This is a genomic window from Prauserella sediminis (assembly GCF_014195435.1).
GTDB lineage: Bacteria > Actinomycetota > Actinomycetes > Mycobacteriales > Pseudonocardiaceae > Prauserella > Prauserella salsuginis.
The window spans coordinates 1,754,643-1,774,765 of record NZ_JACIBS010000001.1 but is presented as its reverse complement, the minus strand read 5'-3'; the positions used below and the strand labels follow the sequence as shown (position 1 = coordinate 1,774,765).

The following is a 20,123-nucleotide window of genomic DNA, read 5'->3' as shown; positions in this document are numbered from 1 at the left end:
TTCTGCAGGTGCTGCGCTCCGGATATGGCTGTGACCCGGACCTGCTCGATGACAGGGCCGGACGTCCTCGGTGCAGCCAAGATCGCGGATGGTTCCACGTGGAACCATCCGCGATCATGAGCTCTCACTCCTGCTGGGAGCGCTCGCGCGCCTGGGACTCGGTGGCCTTGCGCTCGGCCTCCTTGGCCTGCGCCTCCTTCTCGGCGACCTCGCGCTGGGCCTCAGCCTTGTCCTGTTGCGCACTGCCTTCCTGCTGCATCGAGTCGTGTCCGAGCAGGGAGCCGGCGGCCTGCTTCACGCGGCCCTTGATGTCCTCGACGGCACCCTTGAGGCCTTCCTGCTGTTCGTCCCTGCGGTTCATGTGAACCTCCTGTGCCTCTCGTGCCTGTACCTGCGGCCGGGCCGTTGCCCATGGCCGCGCACCCGGCGGCTGCCCGCATGGCCGGACCGCGTAAACCGCCCGGGAGGGGGTGCAGTACGATCGAGACGGCAGGGTCAGTTCGTGCCAGAGGGAGGCTTCGGCCGTGAAGAAGCTGTTGGCGTTCGCCGTGGTCGCGGGTGGCGTGTTCTTCGTCATCAAGCGCAACAAGGATGCGAAGGCCGAGGCGGACCTGTGGCGCGAGGCCACGGCACCGGTCGACACCCACGTCAACGGTGCGTCCCTCAACGGCAGCACTCCGGCGAACACCGGAGCCGGCCAGAACTGACACCGGCACCCGCGAACGTCACGGTTCGCAGGCCCAGGGGCTGTAGCTCAATTGGTAGAGCGCTGCTTTTGCAAGGCAGAGGTCAGGGGTTCGATTCCCCTCAGCTCCACATAGTTTGACCTGGGATTTCAAGCCATTCGGCGGATATCCGTGAGTCCGATGTGACTGACGGTGGGACCGGCTACCTTCGAAACGTGGCCCGTGAGTCAGCTCGGTCGCCAATCACACGTAGTGCCCTCCTGAAGATGTCAGCCTCGGCTGCCCGGAGTGACGGCGTGAGGCGGACCGCGCGAGCTCTCCTCAGGCTGACGGTTGTTGGTCGAGCAGCCCGACGGGGTCGACGCTGTAGGCGACCATCCAGCTGGGGTCGATGCGATACCACACGTTCTCGTCCCAGAACGGATCGTCGCCGTCGCCGTCGTAGTGGTCGACCAGATAATCGCGGACGGTCGGCCAAGTCGGGTCGTTGCTCGTCCCCTCGGGGTTCAGTGGAACGACGTGTCCGTGCGTGAAAATGCCGAGCTGTTCGCCGTGCATGAAGGTCGCGCTGATGCCGGGCCGCGCCGCGAGATGACGGGCTTTCGCGGCCTGGCGGTCGGTGCCGATGATCCAGCGGCCGTGCAGGAAATGCCCGTCGGCGCCGCTGATGCGTGGTTCGCCGCGCCGGGTGACCGTTGCGATGGCCAGGGTGCACATGCCTTGGCAGACGCGGACGACCTGTTCGGCGTCGAGGGTCCGTTCACCTGGTCGGATGATCGATTTGAGGTGGCTGCTGGAACCGGCCCAGGACGTGTCGAGCAGGACTTGGAGGCTGTGGAGCTCGTCGGGAGTTTCGAACATTCGGCTAGTTGACCAGCTCCCACCGACAGTGTCGGCTCAGTGCGCGGTCGCCGACCGCATCTGCTCCTGCCACCGCCCGATCATCCGGACCACTCTTCACCGAGCCCGTATCGTGCGAGGAGGACCAGACGATGCGACCGAAGGGAACCGATGTCCGACAATGCCCCGGCGGCGGAAGTCGCCCAGGCCGGAGACCGTGACCGGTACGAGATCAGCGTCGGCGAGCAGCCGGCTGGGTTCACCGAATACGTCGATCGCGGCGGGCAGCGCATCTTCTTCCACACCGAGATCGGCGAGAACTTCGGCGGAATGGGACTGGGCAGCAAGCTGATCGGTCAGGCACTGGCCGACACGCGCGACGCGGGCCTGCGCATCGTGCCGGTGTGCCCGTTCGTGAAGAAGTACCTCGAACGCCACCACGAGGTCGACGACGTCGTCGACAAGGTCACCACCGACGCCCTGGCCGCGGTGCGCGAGCGGACGGAGTGAACCATGTCCGACAGGATCTTCATCGACAAGCAGACACCGTCCGTGTTCAAGGCGCTCAGCGCGACCGCCACCGAGATCCGCAGCCGGGCGCGTGAGATCGGCCTGGACACGATCCTGCTGGAACTGGTCAACGTCCGGGCGTCCCAGCTCAACGCGTGCACCTTCTGCCTCGACCGGCACACGCACCTCGCCCTCGAAGCGGGTGACACCGCTCAGCGGTTGGCCGTGCTGCCGGGCTGGCGTGACACCGACCTGTTCACCGCACGCGAGCGGGCCGCGCTGGAACTGACCGAAGCCGTGACCTTGGTCGCCCAGCAGCATCCCGACGACGAGGCGTACGCACGGGCTCGTGCGGACCTCACCGACGACGAGGTCTCGGTGATCACGTGGGCGGCCGTTACCATCAACGCTTTCAACCGCGTGTCCCTCATGTCGAGGCACCCGGTGCGCCGCCGCTCAGGCACGTCCGATCGGTCGCAAGCCTGAACGGGCGTCAACCGCGCTTGGCGGCCCGGCGGTCGTAGAGCTCGGCGTACCGGCGCCAGCTGAGCATGGTCACGGTCATGGACCAGGCGAGGCCGAGGGCCGTCGGCACCGGCCGTTTCGTCCACGCACCCAGCGCGGCGGCGGCGAGGCCGACCGATCCGACCGCGTTGAGACCGCTCGATCCCGGGTCCTGCTTCGGGTCCGCCATCCACTGTTCCTCACCGAGGATGGCGCGCGTCGCGAATGTCCTGTCGCCGCGCACCGGAGGGGTCACGACCGGGTTGACCGCCATCCACACCGCGACGGGGACCGCATGCCGCCAGTCGCGCGTCCACAGCGGCAGCACCAGCAGCGGCGTGGTGGCCCAGCGGGACCACGCGCTGACCGGATGCGCGTGCCGGGCGAACACCCACCTGCGGAACCGGTCTGCCGCCGGCACGTCGGAAGCCGTGGTCGGTGCGTCGGGCTTCGGCATCGAATCCTCCTGCTGCCAGGACGGCTGTCGTCGGCGTGCGCCGAAGTATGCCGCACCCGTCGACGTGCCGGCGGAGATTCGGCGCATCGCCCCCGTGCCCTCTACTGTCGACCGAGTTCCATGTTGACCTCGGGGTCGTGGGCAGGCACGCTCGCCGCGACCGGAGTCGCGATGACGGGGGAGGCTGCCGATGTCGGACGAGCGGCGCGACGAGCGCCCGCGGTACGTCGTCGTGGACGAACCCGACGTCGACGCCGACGAGATGATCGCGATCTGGCGTAAGGCCAGCCGGGCGTGGGGTGTGCGCCCGCATCCCGATCGCGTGGCCGAGATGCACGCCGACCTCGACCTGATGCGCCAGCACTACCCCGCGGACGTCCTGGTCGAGCTGGAGATCGGGCTCTGGCGGATGCTGCAGCTGCAGGCGATCGACGCGCACGCCGACTACCGGCCCATAGCGGTCCTCACCGAGAACGGCGTCGGCCTGGTGGAGCGCGTCCGCCCCGAAGACGTCGAGTAGCCGGCCGCAACCCGGTGACCGGTAGCAGAGCGGAGCGGGCCACGGACCTCACCGCTCACCCCGTCGTAGGCAGCTGTTCACCGAAAGTGGCAACGCGGCCGTGTCCGGTTCGATACTTTCTACTCCCCACCTGCCCACTGGAGAAAGGCACATCCGGCGTGAGCGGTTACGACGTCGATCCCGAGACACTCGTCAGCACCGGCGACGAGCTCGTTTCGCTCGCGGACGGTGCCGGCGAAGCGGTCGCCGAGTTCAGCGGCGCAGTCGCGGTGTACGCCGACGACAACGACGGATTCAACGCCGCGGGCAAGGTGAAGGGGCTCGCCGAACTGTGGGAGTACCACGTCGACGACCTGGGCAAGCGCACCGCGGTCGCAGGGGGACTGCTGCGCGACGGCGCGAGCGATTACGAGCAGATGGAGGACACCGTGCTCGACACCCTCCCCGACCTGCACTCGGAGACGTGACGTGGTTTCGTTCGAACAGCTGCGGTCGGCCGATCCGGCGTCCTTCGACAACCTCGCCAACAAGTGGTCGCGCTTGGCGGGAGAACTCTCCTCCACCGACTCCGACCTCGCGTCCGCGGCACGCCCCCTGGAAGGCTGGAGCGGCGACGCCGGTGACACCGCACGGGCTCACATCAGCGACGTGCGCGATGGCTACTCCACGGCCGCCGAGTACATCGAGAAGATCCCGCCCGCCCTGCGCACGCTGTCCGACGCCGTGTCCGAGGCGCAGAAGACCGTGAACAGCGTCGCCGAGACCGTCGATTCCAACGGGCACCTGCGGTTGCAGACGGACGGTACCGTGCGGGCGATTCCCGGTGGGCCGGGCGACATGCGGAGCGACGAGGAGAAACAGGCCGCTTCCGATCTCGCGGAGGAACTGACCGGGAAGATTTCCCGAGCGCTGAAAGCCGCCAGGGAGGCCGACCGCACGGCTGTGTCTGCTTTGGACAAAGCGACACCGGAGTCGGCGGGTCTCGAACTCGAAGCCACCGGCGACGGCAACATCGTGACTCCGGCCGACATTCCCCGCGACGCCTCCGCCGCAGAGGTCAAGCAGTGGTGGGACGAGTTGAGCCCCACCGAACAGGAATCGGCCATCTACACCCACGGCGACGTCATCGGCGGCCTGGACGGGATTCCCGCCGAGGATCGCGACCGTGCCAACCGGATCCGGTTCACCGAGGAGTACACGCAGCTCAACGAACGCCGCGACGAACTCGAGAACCTCGACCCGTCCGGATACTCACCGGAGGCGCGCGAACTCGAGGAGATCGACCAGACACTCCGCGGGCTCGACGCCATTCACGAACGCCTCGAGCGGGAACCGACAGCGACCAGGCCGGAGGCGTACCTGCTCGACTTCTCCACCGAGGGCAACGGCCGTGGCATCGTCGCGACCGGAAATCCCGACACGGCCGACAACGTCGTCACCTCCGTCCCAGGGACCGGGTCGAACCTGTCGAAGATCGGCGGCGAACTCGACAAGGCCGACGCGCTGCTCGACCAGGCAGCGCAGACCGAAAGGGGCAGCAGCAACGCGGCCATCACGTGGGTCGGCTACGACGCGCCGCAGGATCTCGGCGCGGCGACGAAGGCCGATTTCGCCGAGGACGCCGCGGGCGACCTACAGTCCTTTCAGGATGGTCTGCGTGCCACGCACGAGGGGCAGCCGTCCAACAACACGCTCATCGGCCACAGCTACGGGTCGACCGTCGTCGGACACGCGGCACAGGGTGACAAGGAACTCGACGTCGACAACGCCGTGTTCATCGGCAGTCCCGGCGTCGGCGCGGACCACGTGTCCGAACTCAACCTGGCCGACGGTGCCGACGTCTACGCCGGGACCGCGGAGAACGACGTCATCCGCAACACCCCGCCGTTCATCCACGACAACCAGCCGATCAACGAGGACTTCGGCGCCGAGGTGTTCGACGCGGGCGAGGGCACCGACTCGTGGTACGGCACGTCGACGGATGCGCATTCGGAGTACTGGGACGAGAACTCCACACCGTTGCGCAACCTAGGCCGCATCGTGGTCGGCGAGTCACCGTCATGATGGGGCCATGAGGAAACCGAATCCCCGGCCGGCCGCGCGTAAGCGGACCCGATGGGCGCTGCCCGCGCTGGTCGCGGGTGTGCTGCTGGCGGCAGGGTGCGGCGGTGGCGCGGGGACGGGCGGCTCGGGTGAAAGCACGGACGGCGGCGGTACGGAAGGCGGGCGGCAGATGAACACCCTGACGATCGAACAGGCGCGGGAGCGGGCACAACAGCACATCGACCGTGCCGTCGCCGCACTGCCCGTGACACCGGAGCTGACCCTGCACCGAGACGACGAGCTCGAGTGCACCGACCCCGACGACAAGGGGCCGGCCGGGCGCTATCAGGTCGGCAGGACGTACTGGCTCGACGAGGTTCCGGCCGAACGGAGCGCCGAGATCGTCGACACGCTCCACGACCACTGGACGTCCGGCGGTTTCCGCGTGCTCGCCGACGAGCGGTCGGCCGACGACCGGTTCGTGTCGGTCGAACACGATGAGGACGCGTTCCGCATGTCCGTGCAGCAGAGCAAGGACGGCAGCCTCTCGCTCGGTGCGTCGTCGCCGTGCCTGTGGCCCGAGGGCGAACCACCCGGCGGCGGGGAATCCGCCTCGCGGTGAGGCGCCACCGGACAGGGCACCTCCGGACAGGGCGCCACCGGACAGGGCACCTCCGGACAGGGCGCCACCGGACAGGGCAACACCGCGGCCCACCAGCCGCATGTGATCTTGACGGGATCCCCGGCAGTGATCAGGTGTCGCGATGCGGAAGTGACAGCCGTCGTAGCGGGTCGCCGCCGTCGACGAACAGCCGTCCCCGTGGGGTGAGTGCGTCGGCGATTCGGCGGAGGGCGAGTCGCCCCGTTGCCGGGTGTCGCCCGTCGAGGGCACCAACGCGGACTGCGAAGGCCAGGTCGAAGCGCGCTTCGTCGGGCAGGAGCGTGAAGTCTTCGACGGCGATCCGCCGCACGCTCATCAGCCCGGCGTCGATCTCCGCCGCGGCACCCTTCCAGGCCTGGTCGATGCTCGTGGCCGAGCGGTCGATCATCAGGATGTGCCCGTCACCGACCCGTCCGGCGACCGCCTTTGCCGCCGCGCCGGTACCGCCCCCGATTTCCAGTACACGCATCCCAGGAGTGAGCGGGAGCGCGTCGACGATCGCCGTCAGGCGTGGCGACAGGGAGCGCATGCGGGACCCTTCCCACTCGGTGATCCGGTAGCACCGGAGGCTGTCATCGACGAGTACCCCGCGACCGATCAGCAACGCCTCGGCCGGCCCGCGTACGGGAGCGACCGGGGTCCACGGGCAGGCGGAGCGACGTTCCGCGGGCGTCCCCTGTCGTGTGATCCTCTCTACACCTGTCCGATATCCGCAGTTCATGCTGGGTAGGCTGACCGGTCGTTCTCGGCCGTCTCACCCGGAGCTGGCCCGGATAGCGCCTGTGAGGGCTTGTGACGATCGCGATCGACAGACCTGCCGGACCGACGCCCGCCCCTGACCCCGCCGCCCGCGCCGTGTTCCGGACCGGGCCCGCGCCGACCGTCCGGACGCTGCTCGACGTACTCGACGACACGATCGCGCGGCACAAGGACGCGCCCGCGATCGACGACGGTTCGACCGTGCTGACCTATCGCGCGCTGGCCGCCGAGATCGACACCGTGCGGGCGAAGCTGGTGGCCGAAGGCGTCGGCGTCGGCGACCGCGTGGGCATCCGCATCTCCTCGGGCACCGCCGAGCTGTACGTGGCGATCCTCGGCACGCTCGCGGTCGGCGCCGCCTACGTCCCGGTCGACATCGACGACCCGGACGAGCGTGCCGCGCTCGTGTTCGACGAGGCGGGCGTCGGTGTCGTGCTGGGTGACGGCGGCGCGCTCGAACGGGTCGGCGAGCCGCGCGGCATGCCCGGCACGCCCACGCCGGGTGACGACGCGTGGATCATCTTCACGTCAGGCTCGACCGGCAAGCCCAAGGGCGTCGCGGTCAGCCACGGCAGCGCGGCCGCGTTCGTCGACGCCGAGGCGCAGCTGTTCCTCACCGACGAACCGCTCGGGCCGGGCGACCGCGTACTGGCCGGCCTGTCGGTGGCGTTCGACGCCTCCTGCGAGGAGATGTGGCTGGCGTGGCGCAACGGCGCCTGCCTCGTGCCCGCCCCACGCGCGCTCGTGCGCACCGGCGTCGACCTCGGGCCGTGGCTGCTCGACCGCCGGATCACCGCCGTGTCCACCGTGCCGACGCTCGCCGCGCTGTGGCCTGCGGAGGCGCTGGAGGACATCCGGCTGCTCATCTTCGGCGGCGAAGCCTGCCCACCGGAGTTGGCCGCGCGCGTCGCCGTCGAAGGGCGCGAGGCGTGGAACACCTACGGGCCGACCGAGGCCACCGTCGTCGCCTGTGGGGCACAACTGTCCGGTGAGGGGCAGGTCCGTATCGGTCTGCCGCTGCACGGCTGGCAGCTCGCGGTGGTCGACGACGACGGCAAGCCCGTGCCCATGGGCGCCACGGGCGAACTCGTGATCGGCGGCGTCGGGCTCGCCCGGTACCTCGACGAGGACAAGGACGCCGAGAAGTTCGCACCGCTGCCGTCGCTCGGCTGGGAGCGTGCGTATCGCAGCGGCGACCTCGTGCGTGCCGACCCCGAAGGCCTCGTGTTCCTCGGCAGGGCCGATGAGCAGGTCAAGCTCGGCGGCAGGCGGATCGAGCTCGGCGAGGTGGACGCCGCGCTGCAGTCGTTGCCCGGCGTCGCGGGCGCCGCGGCCGCCGTGCGCAGGACCGATGCGGGCAATCAGGTGCTCGTCGGCTACGTGTTGCCCGGCGACGGCGACGGCGACGGCGACGGGTTCGACATCGACGCCGCCGTCGCACACCTGAGGGAGCAGCTGCCCGCCGCGCTCGTGCCGCTCCTCGCGGTGGTCGACGATCTGCCGGTGCGCACCTCCGGCAAGGTCGACCGCGCCGCGCTGCCCTGGCCGCTGCCCGCCGGATCGGTGACGGGCAGCGACGACGGGCTGTCCGAGACCGAACAGTGGCTGGCCGAGGGGTGGGCCGCGATCCTCGGCGTCACCGTCGGCGATCCGAAGGCCGACTTCTTCTCCTGCGGCGGCGGCAGCCTCACCGCGGCGCAGCTCGTGTCGCGCATCCGCACCCGGTATCCCGACGTGGCGGTCACCGACGTGTACACCCATCCGCGACTCGGCGATTTGGCCGAGAAGCTCGACGGGCTCGAAGGCACGACCGCACGCCGTCGCCGCGTCCCGCCGGTGCCCGCATCGACCGGCCTGGTGCAGAGCCTGTTGCTGGTTCCGCTGCTGACGGTGGCCGGGCTGCGGTGGACGACGATCGCGGCCGCACTGTCGACGGCACTCGGCGTCGTCGCCGGTGTCGCCTGGGCGCCCACGGTGCCCTGGTGGACGCTCGCCGCGGCGTGGCTCGTGCTGTTCAGCCCCGCGGGCCGCATCGTGATCTCGGCGGCGGGTGCCCGGCTGCTGCTGCGCGGCCTGCGACCCGGCCGGTATCCCCGTGGCGGCAGGGTGCACCTGCGGTTGTGGGCGGCGGAACGGCTCGCCGACGTCACCGGGGCCACCGACGTGACAGGTGCGTCCTGGATGACCCACTACGCCCGGCTGCTCGGCGCGAAGGTGGGCGAGGACGTGGACCTGCACGCCCCGCCGCCGGTCACCGGCATGCTCAAACTCGGCCGCGGCGCCGCCGTCGAACCGGAGACCGACCTGTCCGGCCACTGGGTCGACGGCGACGTCGTCCACATCGGAAAGATCCGCATCGGCGCGGGTGCACGCGTGGCCGCGCGGAGCACGCTGCTGCCAGGCGCGCGCATCGGCAAGGGCGCCGAGGTGGCCGCCGGCGCGACGGTGCGCGGTGCCGTTCCCGCGGGCAGGCGCTGGGCGGGTTCACCTGCGACCAGCGATCCGAAGGGTGCGTTGCGCTGGCCGTCGAAGAAACCGGCGCGCAGCCGGCGCTGGGCACTGGCCTACGGCGCCGCCTCGTTCGGGCTCGGCGTGCTGTCCGCGGTGGCGGCGCTGCCGGCCGTCGCGATCCTCGGTGCCGCCGCCGCGCAGGCCCCCGGACTCGTGGCCGCGCTCGGCCCGATGCTCGCGCTCGTGCCTGTCGCGGCGCTCGCGTACCTGGGCACGTACGCGGCGCTCGTACTGGTGGGCGTGCGCGCGCTCGGCATCGGACTACGCGAGGGCTTCCACCCCGTGCACAGCCGACTCGCCTGGCAGGTGTGGGCCACCGAACGGCTCATGGACGCCGCGCGATCGGCACTGTTCCCGCTGTACGCCAGCCTGCTCACGCCCGGTTGGCTGCGACTGCTGGGCGCCAAGGTGGGCCGCGGTGTCGAGGCGTCGACCGTGCTGGCCGTGCCCAAGATGACCAAGATCGCCAGTGGGGCGTTCCTCGCCGACGACACGATGGTCGCCGCCTACGAACTCGGCAACGGCTGGCTGCACGTCGCGCCCGCGCGGATCGGCAAGCAGGCGTTCCTCGGCAACTCCGGCATCACCGCACCCGGCCGGTCGGTGCCCAAACGCGGGCTGGTCGGCGTGCTCTCGTCGACGCCGAAGAAGGCCAAGAAGGGTTCGTCCTGGCTCGGGATGCCGCCGATGCCGCTGCGGCGCGCGGTCGAGAGCGGCGCTCGCGACCGCACGTTCGACCCGCCGCGCCGACTGAAGATCGCGCGCGGCGCCGTGGAGCTGTGCCGGGTCGTGCCGGTGATGTGCTCGGTAGCGCTGTCGGTACTGGTCGTGGCGGCGCTGTCGGCCGTGTGGTCGGCGTACGGACTGTGGGCGGCCGCGCTGTCGTCGGGTGCCGTGCTGTTCGTCGCGGGTGTCGGTGCGGCGGCCGCCGCGACCGTGGCGAAGTGGTCGCTGGTGGGCCGCTTCCGCGCGAAAGAATGTCCACTGTGGAGCTCGTTCGTCTGGCGAGCGGAGCTGGCGGACTCGTTCGTCGAAACGCTCGCCGTGCCGTGGTTCGTCGGCGGCGTCGGCGGAACCCCGCTGCTGCCCGCGTGGCTGCGTACGATGGGTGCGCGGATCGGCAGGGGAACGTGGGTGGAGACGTACTGGCTGCCCGAGTCGGATCTCATCCGCATCGGCGACGGTGCCACGGTGAACCGCGGGTGCGTCGTCCAGACCCATCTGTTCCATGATCGGATCATGAGTATGGACACCGTCGAGTTCGGCGAGGGCGCGACGCTCGGCCCGCACGGCATCGTGCTGCCCGGCGGCGGTATCGGCGACCGCACCACCGTCGGTCCCGGATCGCTCGTGACCCGCGGAGACTCCGTGCCCGCCGATTCCCGCTGGCAGGGCAACCCGATCGCCGCGTGGGGTGACGAGTGCGGGTCGGGTGACGAAGGCGGGTGGGGTCACAAGTGCGGGTCGGGTGACGAAGGCGGGTGGGGTCACAAGTGACAGCACAGCCCGAACCCGGCGCCGATCGTTCCGATGACTCGTACCTGCCCGCGCACGGCAACGGCGGCTACCGCGTGCGCCACTACGACCTGGACCTCGAATACCGGCCGGTTGCCAACCGGCTCTCCGGCACCGCCCGCATCACCGCCGTCGCCACGCAGCCGCTCTCGGCGTTCACGCTCGACCTCGCGGAGTTCAAGATCGGCCGCGTGCAGGTGTCCGGCACGAATGCTCGTTACGCCCACCGCGGGCACAAACTCCGCGTCAAACCGGCCAGGTCGATCGCCGAGGGTGCGGAGTTCACGGTCGAGATCCGCTACTCGGGGAATCCGGCACCGATCTCGTCGCCGGAGTGGGGCGACGTCGGCTGGGACGAGCTCACCGAGGGTGCGCTCGTGGCGAGCCAGCCGATCGGCGCGCCCACGTGGTTCCCGTGCAACGACCACCCCGCGGACAAGGCCACCTACCGACTCGCGCTGAAGGTCCCGGCCCCGTACACGGTCGTCGCGACGGGGAGCCTCGTCGACCGCAGCAGGTCGGCGAGCACGGTCAGGTGGGTGTTCGAACGCCCCGAACCGACGGCGCCGTACCTCGTCAGTGTCCAAATCGGATACTACGACGACGTCGACCTGGGCGAGGCCCGGCTGTTCGTGCCCACGCGGCTGCGGCAGAAGGCGCTCGTCGACTTCGGCAGGCAGCCGGACATGCGCACCGCTCTCGAAGGGTGGTTCGGCCCGTACCCGTTCGACGACTACGCGGTCGTGGTCACCGACGACGAGCTCGACGACCCCATCGAGGCGCAGGGCATGGCCGTGTTCGGCGCCGGCCACGTCGACGGCGAGCGCACCCACGAACGACTCGTCGTGCACGAGTTCGCGCACCAGTGGTTCGGCAACAGTCTCACGGTCGCCGACTGGCGGCACATCTGGCTCAACGAGGGCTTCGCGACGTACGCCGAATGGCTGTGGTCGGAAGCATCCGGCGGCGAATCCGCCGACGCGCTCGCCCGCCGCTGGCGCGACGCGCCGGCGCAGCAGGGGAGCGGTCCGCGCATCGCCGACCCCGGCGTGGCCGGCATGTTCTCCGAGCGTGTCTACAAGGGCGGAGGGCTCACCCTGCACGCGCTGCGCGGCGAAGTCGGCGATGAGACGTTCTTCGCGCTGCTGCGCGACTGGACCGACGCCCACCGTCACTCGACCGTGACGACCGCCGAGTTCACCGCCCTGGCCGCCCGGCATGCGGGCCGTTCACTGGACGGATTCTTCACCGCCTGGCTCGACGCCGACACACTGCCGCGGTAGCCCGGCTGCCGCGATCAGGGGAGTGGCCTTCCTCGACGTGCTGCGGCCACACCTGGGCCCCGACGCGATGGCGGAAGCCGAACCGCCCACCACACGTCACTGCAGCTGCAGGCCGCCACCGCCGGATACGCCCCGGTCCACATCCCGAACGAGGACGGCGTCGCCACCGTGCCCACCCACCCGTGGGACATCAGAAAGTCCACAACGGACTACCGGTGGGCACGGTGGCTTCTGCGGCCCGCGGCTGTTCTAGTCGAGGAGCTCGACCGAGCCGCGCGTGCCGTCGACGCGGATGCGCCTGCCGTCGGGGATGACCTGTGTCGCGTGCTCGACGCCCACGACTGCGGGCAGCCCGTACTCGCGGGCGATGACGGCGCCGTGTGTCATCTGGCCGCCGACCTCCGTCACCAGACCCGCGGCCGAGACGAACAGCGGTGACCAGCTGGGATCGGTGTACGTGGTGACGAGGATGTCTCCCTGCCGCAGATCGGCCTCCGCCATGTCCAGCACGACGCGGGCTCGCCCCTCGATCGTCCCCGTCGACACCGGCAGCCCGGCCAGCGCACCGTCCGGCACGTCCTCGCGCCGATACGACCCGGCGACGGCCTCGCCGTTCGAGGTGAGCACCCGCGGCGGCGTCAGCGTCCGGTACTCGTCGAACTCCGCCTTGCGCCGGGGGATCAACGCGTGGTCCGCGTGCCGCGTGCGGACCACGTCGCGGAACTCCTCGAACGTCAGGAAGAAGACGTCCTCCCGGTCGGGCAGCACCCCGCCGGACACGAGGCGGTCGGCCTCGGCCAGCAACGCCTGCTTGTACGCGAAGTAGCGGCGGACCATGCCGTACTTCGGATACTCGCGATAGCCGATGAAGCTGCGGAGCACGTCGATCGTCCGCTCGGTCTCCGCGGCCTTGTGCTCGCCGTCCGGGAGGGTCCGGAGTCGGTCGAGCACGTCCTGCTTCGTCCGTTCCGCGTCCCGGCGGCCGTGTTCGAACCGCCGCTGTGCCTCACCGGGGTCGAAACCGGCGATGTTGCCGAGGATCACCGGAACCAGCGCCGAGGGCCGTTCGCTCCACCGTGGCGTGGTGATGTCGATCTCGCCGACGCAGCGCATCCCGTAGGTGTCCAGGTAGGACTCGATGGCGTCCCGCGCCTCCCGGCCGCCCGGCACCTTCGGCAGCTCGTGCAGGAACTCGTCGCCGGTGGCCTCGCGCAGCACGGCGACCGCCTCGGGATGCGGCCGGATCATGTCCGCGACCTCCAGCAGTGCCAACCCCATCTCCGAGGTCACGTTGTTCGGTGCGGACTGCGTCAGCGTGTCCGTGATCCCCTTTTCACCCAGCCATGCGTCCAGGCGGTCGCCCAGCCAGGCCGTCGCCTCCATGACGGCCGTGATCGCCTGATGGTTCTGCGGATCGAACATGGTCCGCCTGAGTTCGTCCAGGTCCTCCAGGATCACGTCGAACAGCTCCGGTCCGGACGCGGTGAGGATCCGGGGTCGTGCCTCGGCGAACGACTCCTCGTTGCGCGCGATCAGCTTCGCCACGATCGCCGGGTCGGGATCGATGTCCACCGAACCCGTCATCGACGGCCCGGCACCGGCGGGTCGCTGCGCCGTATCGGGCGGTGGGGGAAGGAAGCCGTCGCGGTCGAGCACGGTTCGCAGCGCGTTGCCGATCAGCGGGTCGGAACTGCCCAGTGCGTCGACCAGGCCGTCTCGCGTGGCGGGCGAGGCCAGCCGCTCGGTGACGTCGACGAACAGCCGGCCCCCCGCGTGGACCATCGGAGCGGGCGTCGTCAACAGCCACACCGACAGCCCGAGCGGTTTCATCGCGTCGGTCATCATCTGCTGGTGCCCGACGGACACGTACACGTGGTTCCCGTCGTCAGCGGTCTCGGGAATCGGGAACAGCGTCGTGATCGGTCGACTTTGGACGATCAGGAACCGGTCGTCCGCGAGGCACCACTCGATGTCCTGCGGCCGGCCGAAGTGCTCCTCGATCCGCCTGCTCAGCCGTTCGAGCCGCAGGGCCTGTGCGTCGGTGAGTGCCTGCCGGTCGCGCTGCTGCGGCGGGATCTCCTCCTGGACGGTCCCGCCGCCCGGCGCGGCGCGTACGGCCACCGTTTTCGCGGCGATCGACCGGTCGACGACCTCACCGGCGCGTATCGTGCACGAGTCGGCGTCGGCCGTGCCACCGGCGATCGTCTCGCCCAGACCGAAACACGCCTCCACCACCGTGACCGTCCGGTCCGACGTGACGGGATCGGCGGTGAACGCGATCCCCGACACCTCGGGCGCGACCATCTGCTGTACGACCACGGCCATCGCGACCCGGCGGTCGTCGACACCGCCCCGCAACCGGTAGGTCACGGCTCGCTCGGTGAACAACGAGGCCCAGCAGTTGCGGACGTGGTCGAGCACCGCGGCACCGCCCGCGACGTTCAGATACGTGTCCTGCTGGCCGGCGAACGAGGCGGTCGGCAGGTCCTCGGCCGTGGCGCTCGAGCGGACGGCGTAGGCGACGCCGTCGTCGAGCCGGGACGTGATGGCGTCGGCGATATCGCTCGGAACGGCCGCGGTTTCGACGGCGTCACGGATCTCGGCGCTCAAGGCGCGAATCGAATCCCGATCGTCCGGTGTGAGCCGAGCGAGCCGGTCGAGTCGCTCGTCGAGTGACGGTACGGCCGCCAGAACCGTACGGAAAGCATCGGTGGTCACGCAGAATCCGGCGGGAACGTCGACCCCCTCGATCCGTGACAGCTGCCCCAGCTGGGCTCCCTTTCCCCCGACGAGTCCGGCGTCGTCCAGGCCGACCTCCTCGAAGCCCAGTACGACGTCGCGTATTTCCACAATTCCCCCTGAAAATCGGATCTGTTTCGACCGGAGAATTGTGCGCCCGATACCGGGTCTTGCCGCAAGAGGGAGGGTGTGTTATAAATTAGGCACGACAGGGAGATGTGACTCCTTGTCGTTCTTTTTTGGGAAGCCCCTGGTCGTCAGTGGGAGGCTCTTGGTCACCAGGCGGATTGTGCGGATCATCGAGGATCGGTTGCTCGACGACTCTTCTTCCTGACGCGACTGCTCACCAGGGATTCTTCTCACCGCTGACCGTACTGACCTCAACGGCCCTCACAGCGGCTGTGCTCGGCGCGGCTGTGCTCGGCGACGGCTGTACTCGGCGACGACTGGGGCGCAGCAGGATCGTGCGGTGTTGTCCACCGTCGTGTGACGGCGCCATTCGAGTGCTGCGGCGGGTGAGTAGCCGGCGAAGTCCACGGGTCGGCCTGAGCTCGTGTCGGGCGAATTCACTTAAGCACCTGCTTGACCTTTGCCGTGTCGGCGTGTGATGGTTAAGAACATGCTTAACCAATCTGCGGTGTTGGACGAGGTGTTCCACGCGCTCGCGGACGTGACCCGCCGGGCGATCGTCGAACGCCTCGTCCGGGGGCCGGCGGCGGTGTCGTCGCTGGCAGAGCCGCTGGCCATGTCGCTACCCGCGGTGATGCAGCACCTTCGGGTGCTGGAGAAGGCGGGGTTGATCCGGACCGAGAAGGTTGGCCGAGTGCGAACCTGCCAGATCGAACCGGACATGTTGCGCACGGCTGAACAGTGGCTCGGCCGACAGCGAACGCATTGGGAGCGGCAACTCGATCAACTCGACGAATACCTACAGGAGTGATCAGCATGGAAGTCACGCACGCGACCTTCACGATGGAACGGACGTATGCGGCGCCCGTGTCGGCGGTGTTCTCGGCCTGGGCACGGCCCGAGGCGCGGCGGCGCTGGTTCGCGCAGGGAGCCGAGCACGAGCAGCATTTCGCCGTCGGTGGCACGGAATGTGTTCGCGGCAGCGCCGAAAACGGGGAAGAGTTGGCTTTCGAAGCCCGCTATCACGACATCGTGCAGAACGAACGCATCATCTACACCTCGACGTTGACGGCGGGCGACGCGTTGTCCACGGTGTCGGCGACGACCGTGGAGTTCCGGTCCGCAGCTGCCGACGGTGCCGAAGCAACCCGCATTCTGCTCACCGAACACGGCATGTACCTGCCAGGACAGGAGCAGCCGACGTGGCGCGAGCGAGGTACCGCTGATCAGCTGACTGCCCTGGCTACTGAGCTGGGTGTGGAGGTGACCGAGCCATGAATGCCGCCACCTTCCGAGTCGAGCACGTGCTGGCCGTCGTTCCGGTCGGCGACATCGACGCCGCCATCGCTTGGTACGGCGAACTGTTCGGACGCCGCCCCGACAACACCCCGATGACCTCACTGGCCGAATGGCACGTTGCACAAGGCGGATGGGTCCAGGTCACGGTCGATGCCGACCGTGCCGGGAATGGACTGCTCAACCTTGCGGTGTCCGACCTGCCGGCCGCGATCGACGAGTTGGCGATGCGGGGCCTGCACTTCGGTGCGATCAGTGACGTCAACAAGGGTGTCCGGTTGAGTTCCCTGGGTGACCCCGACGGCAACGTGGTCACGCTGATCGGACACTTCCGAGTGCGCTACTGACCGCCCTGCCATGTCCTCCACTCACAGTCGGCCGTTGCGGTGGAGGATCGCGACGTTGCCGACGGTCGTGTAGCCGCGCCATTCCAGCGCCGCCGCGGGCGAATAGCTGTCGAAATCGACGGCCCATCCGCCGTCGGCTCGCCGTTCGCTCTCGACCCGGTCGAGATCGGACTCGACGGCGGCCTCGCTGACGAGCTTCCGCACCGGCCGTCCCGGTTCGGGTGCGAAGTCCAGCAGGTGCAGCGTCTCGCCCTCGGCGCCGCCCTCGACCGGCACGGCGCCGTCGGTGGGGACGAACGTCGCCAGGTGGTCGAGGAGCCTCAGCGCCTCGGGGTGTGTGTCGCTGGCCGCGTCCGCCAGCATCAACGCGAACGACAGCACGTACGCGAACGGCCGCTCGTCGAGGTTGCGGATCTCGGCGAAGCAGTACTCGGTGGCGCGCGCGAGCCACGGGTGGCCGGCCACGTCGGGGTCGAACGCCGCGAGCCGGTGCGCCTGCGCCGCGACCGCCGCCGTGATCTGCAACGACGATTCCCGCGGCTCGGCCTGCGCCCAGAACGGTGCACAGCCCGTCGTGTCGGCGATCGGCAACGCGAACGGCAGCCCGCCGTCGGGGAGCGTCACCGACGTGAGCCAGTCCAGCAGCGGGGCGGCCCGCGGTGTCCTCGCCGGTTCGGCGTCGACCATCGCCTCCAGCGCGTGCAGTGCACCCGCGGGCTGGCTTTCGCGTGCGCGCAGGTCGGGCTCGATTCCCCAGCCGTATCCGCCGTCGTCGTTGCGGTACGCCTCCAACGCGGCCAGCACCGTGTGTCCGTCGGCGGTGCCCGTGATCGCGTCGAATCGCCGCCGGTCCAGCTGCCGTCCGTGCGCGGCGAGGAACGCGCGCGCCTGCTCGCTGCCCATGTCGTCGACGGTCGCACGCCGACGCGGCCGTCGCTTGTACGAAACGGCCACGTTTCACGCCGTCAGCGCGCCGGGCGTGACGCCGCTCAACCTGCGGACCTCGCGGGTCAGATGCGCCTGATCGGTATAGCCCGCCAGCGCCGCCGCCTCGCCGAGCGGAGTTCCGGATCGGGCGAGCCGCAGCGCGCACTGGAAGCGGTGGACCGAGGTGAGGGTCTTGATGCCGTAGCCGAAGAACCGGTTCGCGTTGCGCCGCAGCGACCGTTCCGACAGGCCGTGGTCATCGGCCACCTCCCGCGCCGCAGCGCCGGTGCGCGCGGCCCGGTCGAGCGAGGCGGCCAGGCGCAGCTCCGCCGGGTCCGGTGCTGCCTGCCGCCACAACGCCGCCGCGACGCCGGGAAGCCGCCACGGCCGGTCGGGGCGGTGGACGGGCACGCGTGTGACGTCGGCGAGATCGACGCGTAGTCCGGTGAGCTCACCCGCCGGAACGCCCAGCAGTGCGGGTGCGACGCCGGGCGGCAGGCGCAGGCCCCACGTCACGGCGCCTGCCGTCCCGGCCACGTCGACCGCCGTCCGGTCCGCACCCGCGACGACGAACCTGCCCTCGTGGACCATCAGGTCCAGCGCTCCGTCGGGCATGATCCGCTGCGGGCCGTCGACGTCGGCGACGTTCCGCCACAGGACCCAGCCGCGTCCGAACGCGCCCGCACCGGGGACGTCGGCACGTTGTTCGGTGTAGCCCACGCCGGTCACCTCCGGTCGTCGGCGCCCAGCTTCCACGATTCGCGCACGTGACAATTGTCGTTCTCCCACCACTGCAGGTCGATCCGGTCGACACGGAGAACCACCGGCAGCGTGGCGGCCAACTCGGCGGCGACCGTCTCCTGCGTGATGCCGTCGGCGACGCGGTCGAGCGTCACGTGTGGCACCACCTCGCCGAACCGGCCGCCGTACGGCGGGCACCGCGGGAACGCGGCCGCCAGGCTGCGGGTCAGTGTGCGCAGCGGCAGGTCAGGGTCGCAGCGCAGGTGGATGAGCCCGTCGGGGAAGGTTTCGATCCGCCCGAGCACCGTGTCGAACCCGGGGGTCTGCGCGGCGATGCGAGCGACGACGTCGAGGTCGGACGGTGTGGGATCGGCCAGCCACGGCGCGAGCAGCGTGATGTGGGCGTGCCCGAACGCCGGGTCCGCCGAGACGAACGACGCGTCGTAATGGGCGGTGCGGGCGCGGACGTAGCCGTCGAGCCGGTCGACACGGACGGCCAGTACCGAATGCCCGGGCGAGCGGGTCACGCCGCCGGGGAGGTCTCCTGCTTACGCGTCATGCGTGCCTCGACCACCATCACGGCCACGACCACGCCGAAACCGACGAGCCCCAGCGTGATCGCCATGCCCAGGTGGTCGCCGGGGGCGAGCAGGCCGCGGTCCTCGGTCTGCCACGGCCACAGTGCGCGGAGGCTGCCCGCCATGAGGCCGGTCAGCACGACCAGCGTGATGCGCTTGCGGTGTTCGAGCAGCCACTGCAGCCCCTTGACGATCGACCCGAGGCCGATGACGGCACCGAGGGCGAACAGGCCGAGGTAGGCGAGGTCGCGGTCGTTCACCGCGCTGAGCGTCGGCTGGTAGAGGCCGATCGTGAGCAGCAGGAACGACCCGGACAGGCCGGGCAGCACGAGTGCGCAGATCGCCACCGCCGCCGACAGGATGATCACCGGCGCCGTGGCTTCGAGGTCGCCGGGCGGCAGGCTGACGAGGACGTACACGACGACGGCCGTGACCAGCGCCGCCAGCCCGTCCTTCCAGGTCCACGGCGCATGGCCGCCGGAGGAGTCCTTCGCCGGTGCGGTCTTCGACATCGAGTACGGCACCCACAGCGAGGCGAGCACCATGCCGAAGAACAGGGCGCGCGTCTGGACCGGGTGCTCCTCGACCCACACCTCCATCAGGCTCGCCATGATCAGCAGCGCGGCGAACATGCCTGCCAGCAGCGGGATGATCGTCCGCCAGACGACCGAACGGAACTCCTCGGACGCCCGGCCCATGCCCTTGCCGCGGGGCAGGTCGGTCACCGTGCGCGCCACGCCGGAGATGAGGTGTCCCGCCGAGGTGATCGCCGTGTCGTACACCTTCGTGACGAGCGCGACCGTCCCGCCGCTGACGCCGGGGACGGTCTCGGCGGTGCCGATCAGCGCGCCGCGCACCACATCGATGCCGTAGCTGGTCCACGCCGGGGCCTTACCCGCGCGCTGCGGCGATGTCGTCACGCTCTCTCCTTCGTCAGGGCCGGCTCCTCCGCGGGGGCCGACGCTGTGCTGGGGCCGGCTCCGTGCCTGCGGTTGCTTCCATGTTGGCAGGCGCCGAGTTGCGGGCCGCCGGAGGTCCTCACCCGGCATGCGGACACGGCTGGACACGGGCCGGGGC

21 protein-coding genes and 1 tRNA gene are annotated in these 20,123 nt (G+C 70.0%); 13 read left to right on the top strand and 9 right to left on the bottom strand.

Features of this window, described 5'->3' with window-relative positions; translation table 11 throughout:
* Positions 1–124: 124 nt before the first annotated feature.
* The gene (mbp1, locus tag FB384_RS08030) at positions 125–361 is read right to left on the bottom strand and encodes a microaggregate-binding protein 1 (protein ID WP_183780941.1); all 237 of its coding nucleotides are present in this window, start codon (positions 359–361) and stop codon (positions 125–127) included.
* 163 nt (positions 362–524) lie between these two features.
* Between mbp1 and FB384_RS08025 the strand changes: the two genes are divergently transcribed.
* The gene (locus tag FB384_RS08025) at positions 525–707 is read left to right on the top strand and encodes a DLW-39 family protein (protein WP_183780938.1); all 183 of its coding nucleotides are present in this window, start codon (positions 525–527) and stop codon (positions 705–707) included.
* A gap of 36 nt (positions 708–743) precedes the next feature.
* A tRNA-Ala gene (locus tag FB384_RS08020) sits at positions 744–816 on the top strand.
* A gap of 191 nt (positions 817–1,007) precedes the next feature.
* Here the strand turns inward: FB384_RS08020 and FB384_RS08015 are convergent.
* Positions 1,008–1,547 (bottom strand): pyridoxamine 5'-phosphate oxidase family protein, encoded by a 540-nt coding sequence (locus tag FB384_RS08015; protein WP_183780935.1) that lies wholly within the window; start codon positions 1,545–1,547, stop codon positions 1,008–1,010.
* Positions 1,548–1,697: 150 nt separating this feature from the next.
* Here FB384_RS08015 and FB384_RS08010 point away from each other — a divergent pair, with 150 nt between their 5' ends.
* Together FB384_RS08010 and FB384_RS08005 are read left to right on the top strand one after the other, a co-directional pair.
* Complete coding sequence (locus tag FB384_RS08010) at positions 1,698–2,036, top strand: GNAT family N-acetyltransferase (RefSeq protein WP_183780932.1); 339 nt, start codon at positions 1,698–1,700, stop codon at positions 2,034–2,036.
* 3 nt (positions 2,037–2,039) lie between these two features.
* Positions 2,040–2,522 carry a carboxymuconolactone decarboxylase family protein gene (locus tag FB384_RS08005; protein WP_183780929.1) on the top strand — a complete coding sequence of 161 codons (483 nt, stop codon included), beginning with the start codon at positions 2,040–2,042 and terminating at the stop codon, positions 2,520–2,522.
* A 7-nt stretch (positions 2,523–2,529) separates the two neighbouring features.
* Here FB384_RS08005 and FB384_RS08000 read toward each other — a convergent pair whose 3' ends face one another.
* Positions 2,530–2,997, bottom strand: a complete 468-nt coding sequence (locus FB384_RS08000; protein ID WP_183780926.1) for a DUF6653 family protein — start codon at positions 2,995–2,997, stop codon at positions 2,530–2,532.
* 190 nt (positions 2,998–3,187) lie between these two features.
* Here FB384_RS08000 and FB384_RS07995 point away from each other — a divergent pair, with 190 nt between their 5' ends.
* The 4 genes from FB384_RS07995 (at position 3,188) to FB384_RS07980 (ending at position 6,182) form a co-directional block, all read left to right on the top strand.
* Entirely contained in the window at positions 3,188–3,517 is a 330-nt protein-coding gene (locus FB384_RS07995; protein ID WP_183780923.1) for a hypothetical protein, read from the top strand.
* Between the two features lie 158 nt (positions 3,518–3,675).
* A complete protein-coding gene (locus FB384_RS07990) occupies positions 3,676–3,984 on the top strand; it encodes a hypothetical protein (protein ID WP_183780920.1) in 309 nt (102 codons plus the stop codon).
* A 1-nt stretch (position 3,985) separates the two neighbouring features.
* Complete coding sequence (locus FB384_RS07985) at positions 3,986–5,581, top strand: alpha/beta hydrolase (protein ID WP_183780917.1); 1,596 nt, start codon at positions 3,986–3,988, stop codon at positions 5,579–5,581.
* A 7-nt stretch (positions 5,582–5,588) separates the two neighbouring features.
* Positions 5,589–6,182, top strand: a complete 594-nt coding sequence (locus FB384_RS07980; protein ID WP_228725984.1) for a hypothetical protein — start codon at positions 5,589–5,591, stop codon at positions 6,180–6,182.
* A 130-nt stretch (positions 6,183–6,312) separates the two neighbouring features.
* Here FB384_RS07980 and FB384_RS07975 read toward each other — a convergent pair whose 3' ends face one another.
* Positions 6,313–6,750 carry a methyltransferase domain-containing protein gene (locus FB384_RS07975; RefSeq protein ID WP_183780913.1) on the bottom strand — a complete coding sequence of 146 codons (438 nt, stop codon included), beginning with the start codon at positions 6,748–6,750 and terminating at the stop codon, positions 6,313–6,315.
* Positions 6,751–7,013: 263 nt separating this feature from the next.
* Here FB384_RS07975 and FB384_RS07970 point away from each other — a divergent pair, with 263 nt between their 5' ends.
* Both FB384_RS07970 and FB384_RS07965 read left to right on the top strand, forming a co-directional pair.
* Complete coding sequence (locus FB384_RS07970) at positions 7,014–10,988, top strand: Pls/PosA family non-ribosomal peptide synthetase (RefSeq protein WP_183780910.1); 3,975 nt, start codon at positions 7,014–7,016, stop codon at positions 10,986–10,988.
* Positions 10,985–12,289: a M1 family metallopeptidase gene (locus FB384_RS07965; RefSeq protein WP_407676070.1), complete on the top strand. Its 1,305-nt coding sequence runs from the start codon at positions 10,985–10,987 to the stop codon at positions 12,287–12,289. Before FB384_RS07970 ends, FB384_RS07965 begins: the two co-directional genes overlap by 4 nt.
* A gap of 249 nt (positions 12,290–12,538) precedes the next feature.
* On the opposite strand, the gene rph is transcribed toward FB384_RS07965, so the two are convergent.
* Positions 12,539–15,139 carry a rifamycin-inactivating phosphotransferase gene (gene rph / locus FB384_RS07960; protein WP_323985163.1) on the bottom strand — a complete coding sequence of 867 codons (2,601 nt, stop codon included), beginning with the start codon at positions 15,137–15,139 and terminating at the stop codon, positions 12,539–12,541.
* A 529-nt stretch (positions 15,140–15,668) separates the two neighbouring features.
* On the opposite strand from rph, the gene FB384_RS07955 reads away from it, so the two are divergent.
* The 3 genes from FB384_RS07955 to FB384_RS07945 are packed head-to-tail and all read left to right on the top strand — an operon-like array spanning position 15,669 to position 16,800.
* Positions 15,669–15,968, top strand: coding sequence for an ArsR/SmtB family transcription factor (locus FB384_RS07955; RefSeq protein ID WP_228725983.1), 300 nt, complete (start codon positions 15,669–15,671; stop codon positions 15,966–15,968).
* Between the two features lie 5 nt (positions 15,969–15,973).
* Entirely contained in the window at positions 15,974–16,435 is a 462-nt protein-coding gene (locus FB384_RS07950; protein WP_183780901.1) for an SRPBCC domain-containing protein, read from the top strand.
* Positions 16,432–16,800 (top strand): VOC family protein, encoded by a 369-nt coding sequence (locus FB384_RS07945; RefSeq protein WP_183780898.1) that lies wholly within the window; start codon positions 16,432–16,434, stop codon positions 16,798–16,800. Before FB384_RS07950 ends, FB384_RS07945 begins: the two co-directional genes overlap by 4 nt.
* 21 nt (positions 16,801–16,821) lie before the next feature.
* Here FB384_RS07945 and FB384_RS07940 read toward each other — a convergent pair whose 3' ends face one another.
* From FB384_RS07940 to FB384_RS07925, 4 genes are read right to left on the bottom strand one after another with little or no spacing between them, the layout of a single operon-like run.
* Positions 16,822–17,703 carry a hypothetical protein gene (locus FB384_RS07940; RefSeq protein ID WP_183780895.1) on the bottom strand — a complete coding sequence of 294 codons (882 nt, stop codon included), beginning with the start codon at positions 17,701–17,703 and terminating at the stop codon, positions 16,822–16,824.
* A gap of 54 nt (positions 17,704–17,757) precedes the next feature.
* Positions 17,758–18,447, bottom strand: coding sequence for a helix-turn-helix domain-containing protein (locus FB384_RS07935; protein ID WP_221212671.1), 690 nt, complete (start codon positions 18,445–18,447; stop codon positions 17,758–17,760).
* A gap of 5 nt (positions 18,448–18,452) precedes the next feature.
* A complete protein-coding gene (locus FB384_RS07930) occupies positions 18,453–18,995 on the bottom strand; it encodes a 2'-5' RNA ligase family protein (RefSeq protein WP_183780889.1) in 543 nt (180 codons plus the stop codon).
* Positions 18,992–19,966 carry a DUF368 domain-containing protein gene (locus FB384_RS07925; protein ID WP_323985162.1) on the bottom strand — a complete coding sequence of 325 codons (975 nt, stop codon included), beginning with the start codon at positions 19,964–19,966 and terminating at the stop codon, positions 18,992–18,994. The genes FB384_RS07930 and FB384_RS07925 overlap by 4 nt, the downstream gene beginning before the upstream one ends.
* Positions 19,967–20,123: the final 157 nt, after the last annotated feature.

Bases quoted from the DNA above. Each gene is read 5' to 3' on its own strand.
- mbp1 (WP_183780941.1), bottom strand. From the start codon at position 361: ATGAACCGCAGGGACGAACAGCAGGAAGGCCTCAAGGGTGCCGTCGAG.
- FB384_RS08015 (WP_183780935.1), bottom strand. From the start codon at position 1,547: ATGTTCGAAACTCCCGACGAGCTCCACAGCCTCCAAGTCCTGCTCGAC.
- FB384_RS08010 (WP_183780932.1), top strand. From the start codon at position 1,698: ATGTCCGACAATGCCCCGGCGGCGGAAGTCGCCCAGGCCGGAGACCGT.
- FB384_RS08005 (WP_183780929.1), top strand. From the start codon at position 2,040: ATGTCCGACAGGATCTTCATCGACAAGCAGACACCGTCCGTGTTCAAG.
- FB384_RS08000 (WP_183780926.1), bottom strand. From the start codon at position 2,997: ATGCCGAAGCCCGACGCACCGACCACGGCTTCCGACGTGCCGGCGGCA.
- FB384_RS07995 (WP_183780923.1), top strand. From the start codon at position 3,188: ATGTCGGACGAGCGGCGCGACGAGCGCCCGCGGTACGTCGTCGTGGAC.
- FB384_RS07980 (WP_228725984.1), top strand. From the start codon at position 5,589: ATGAGGAAACCGAATCCCCGGCCGGCCGCGCGTAAGCGGACCCGATGG.
- FB384_RS07975 (WP_183780913.1), bottom strand. From the start codon at position 6,750: ATGCGCTCCCTGTCGCCACGCCTGACGGCGATCGTCGACGCGCTCCCG.
- FB384_RS07950 (WP_183780901.1), top strand. From the start codon at position 15,974: ATGGAAGTCACGCACGCGACCTTCACGATGGAACGGACGTATGCGGCG.
- FB384_RS07945 (WP_183780898.1), top strand. From the start codon at position 16,432: ATGAATGCCGCCACCTTCCGAGTCGAGCACGTGCTGGCCGTCGTTCCG.
- FB384_RS07940 (WP_183780895.1), bottom strand. From the start codon at position 17,703: ATGGGCAGCGAGCAGGCGCGCGCGTTCCTCGCCGCGCACGGACGGCAG.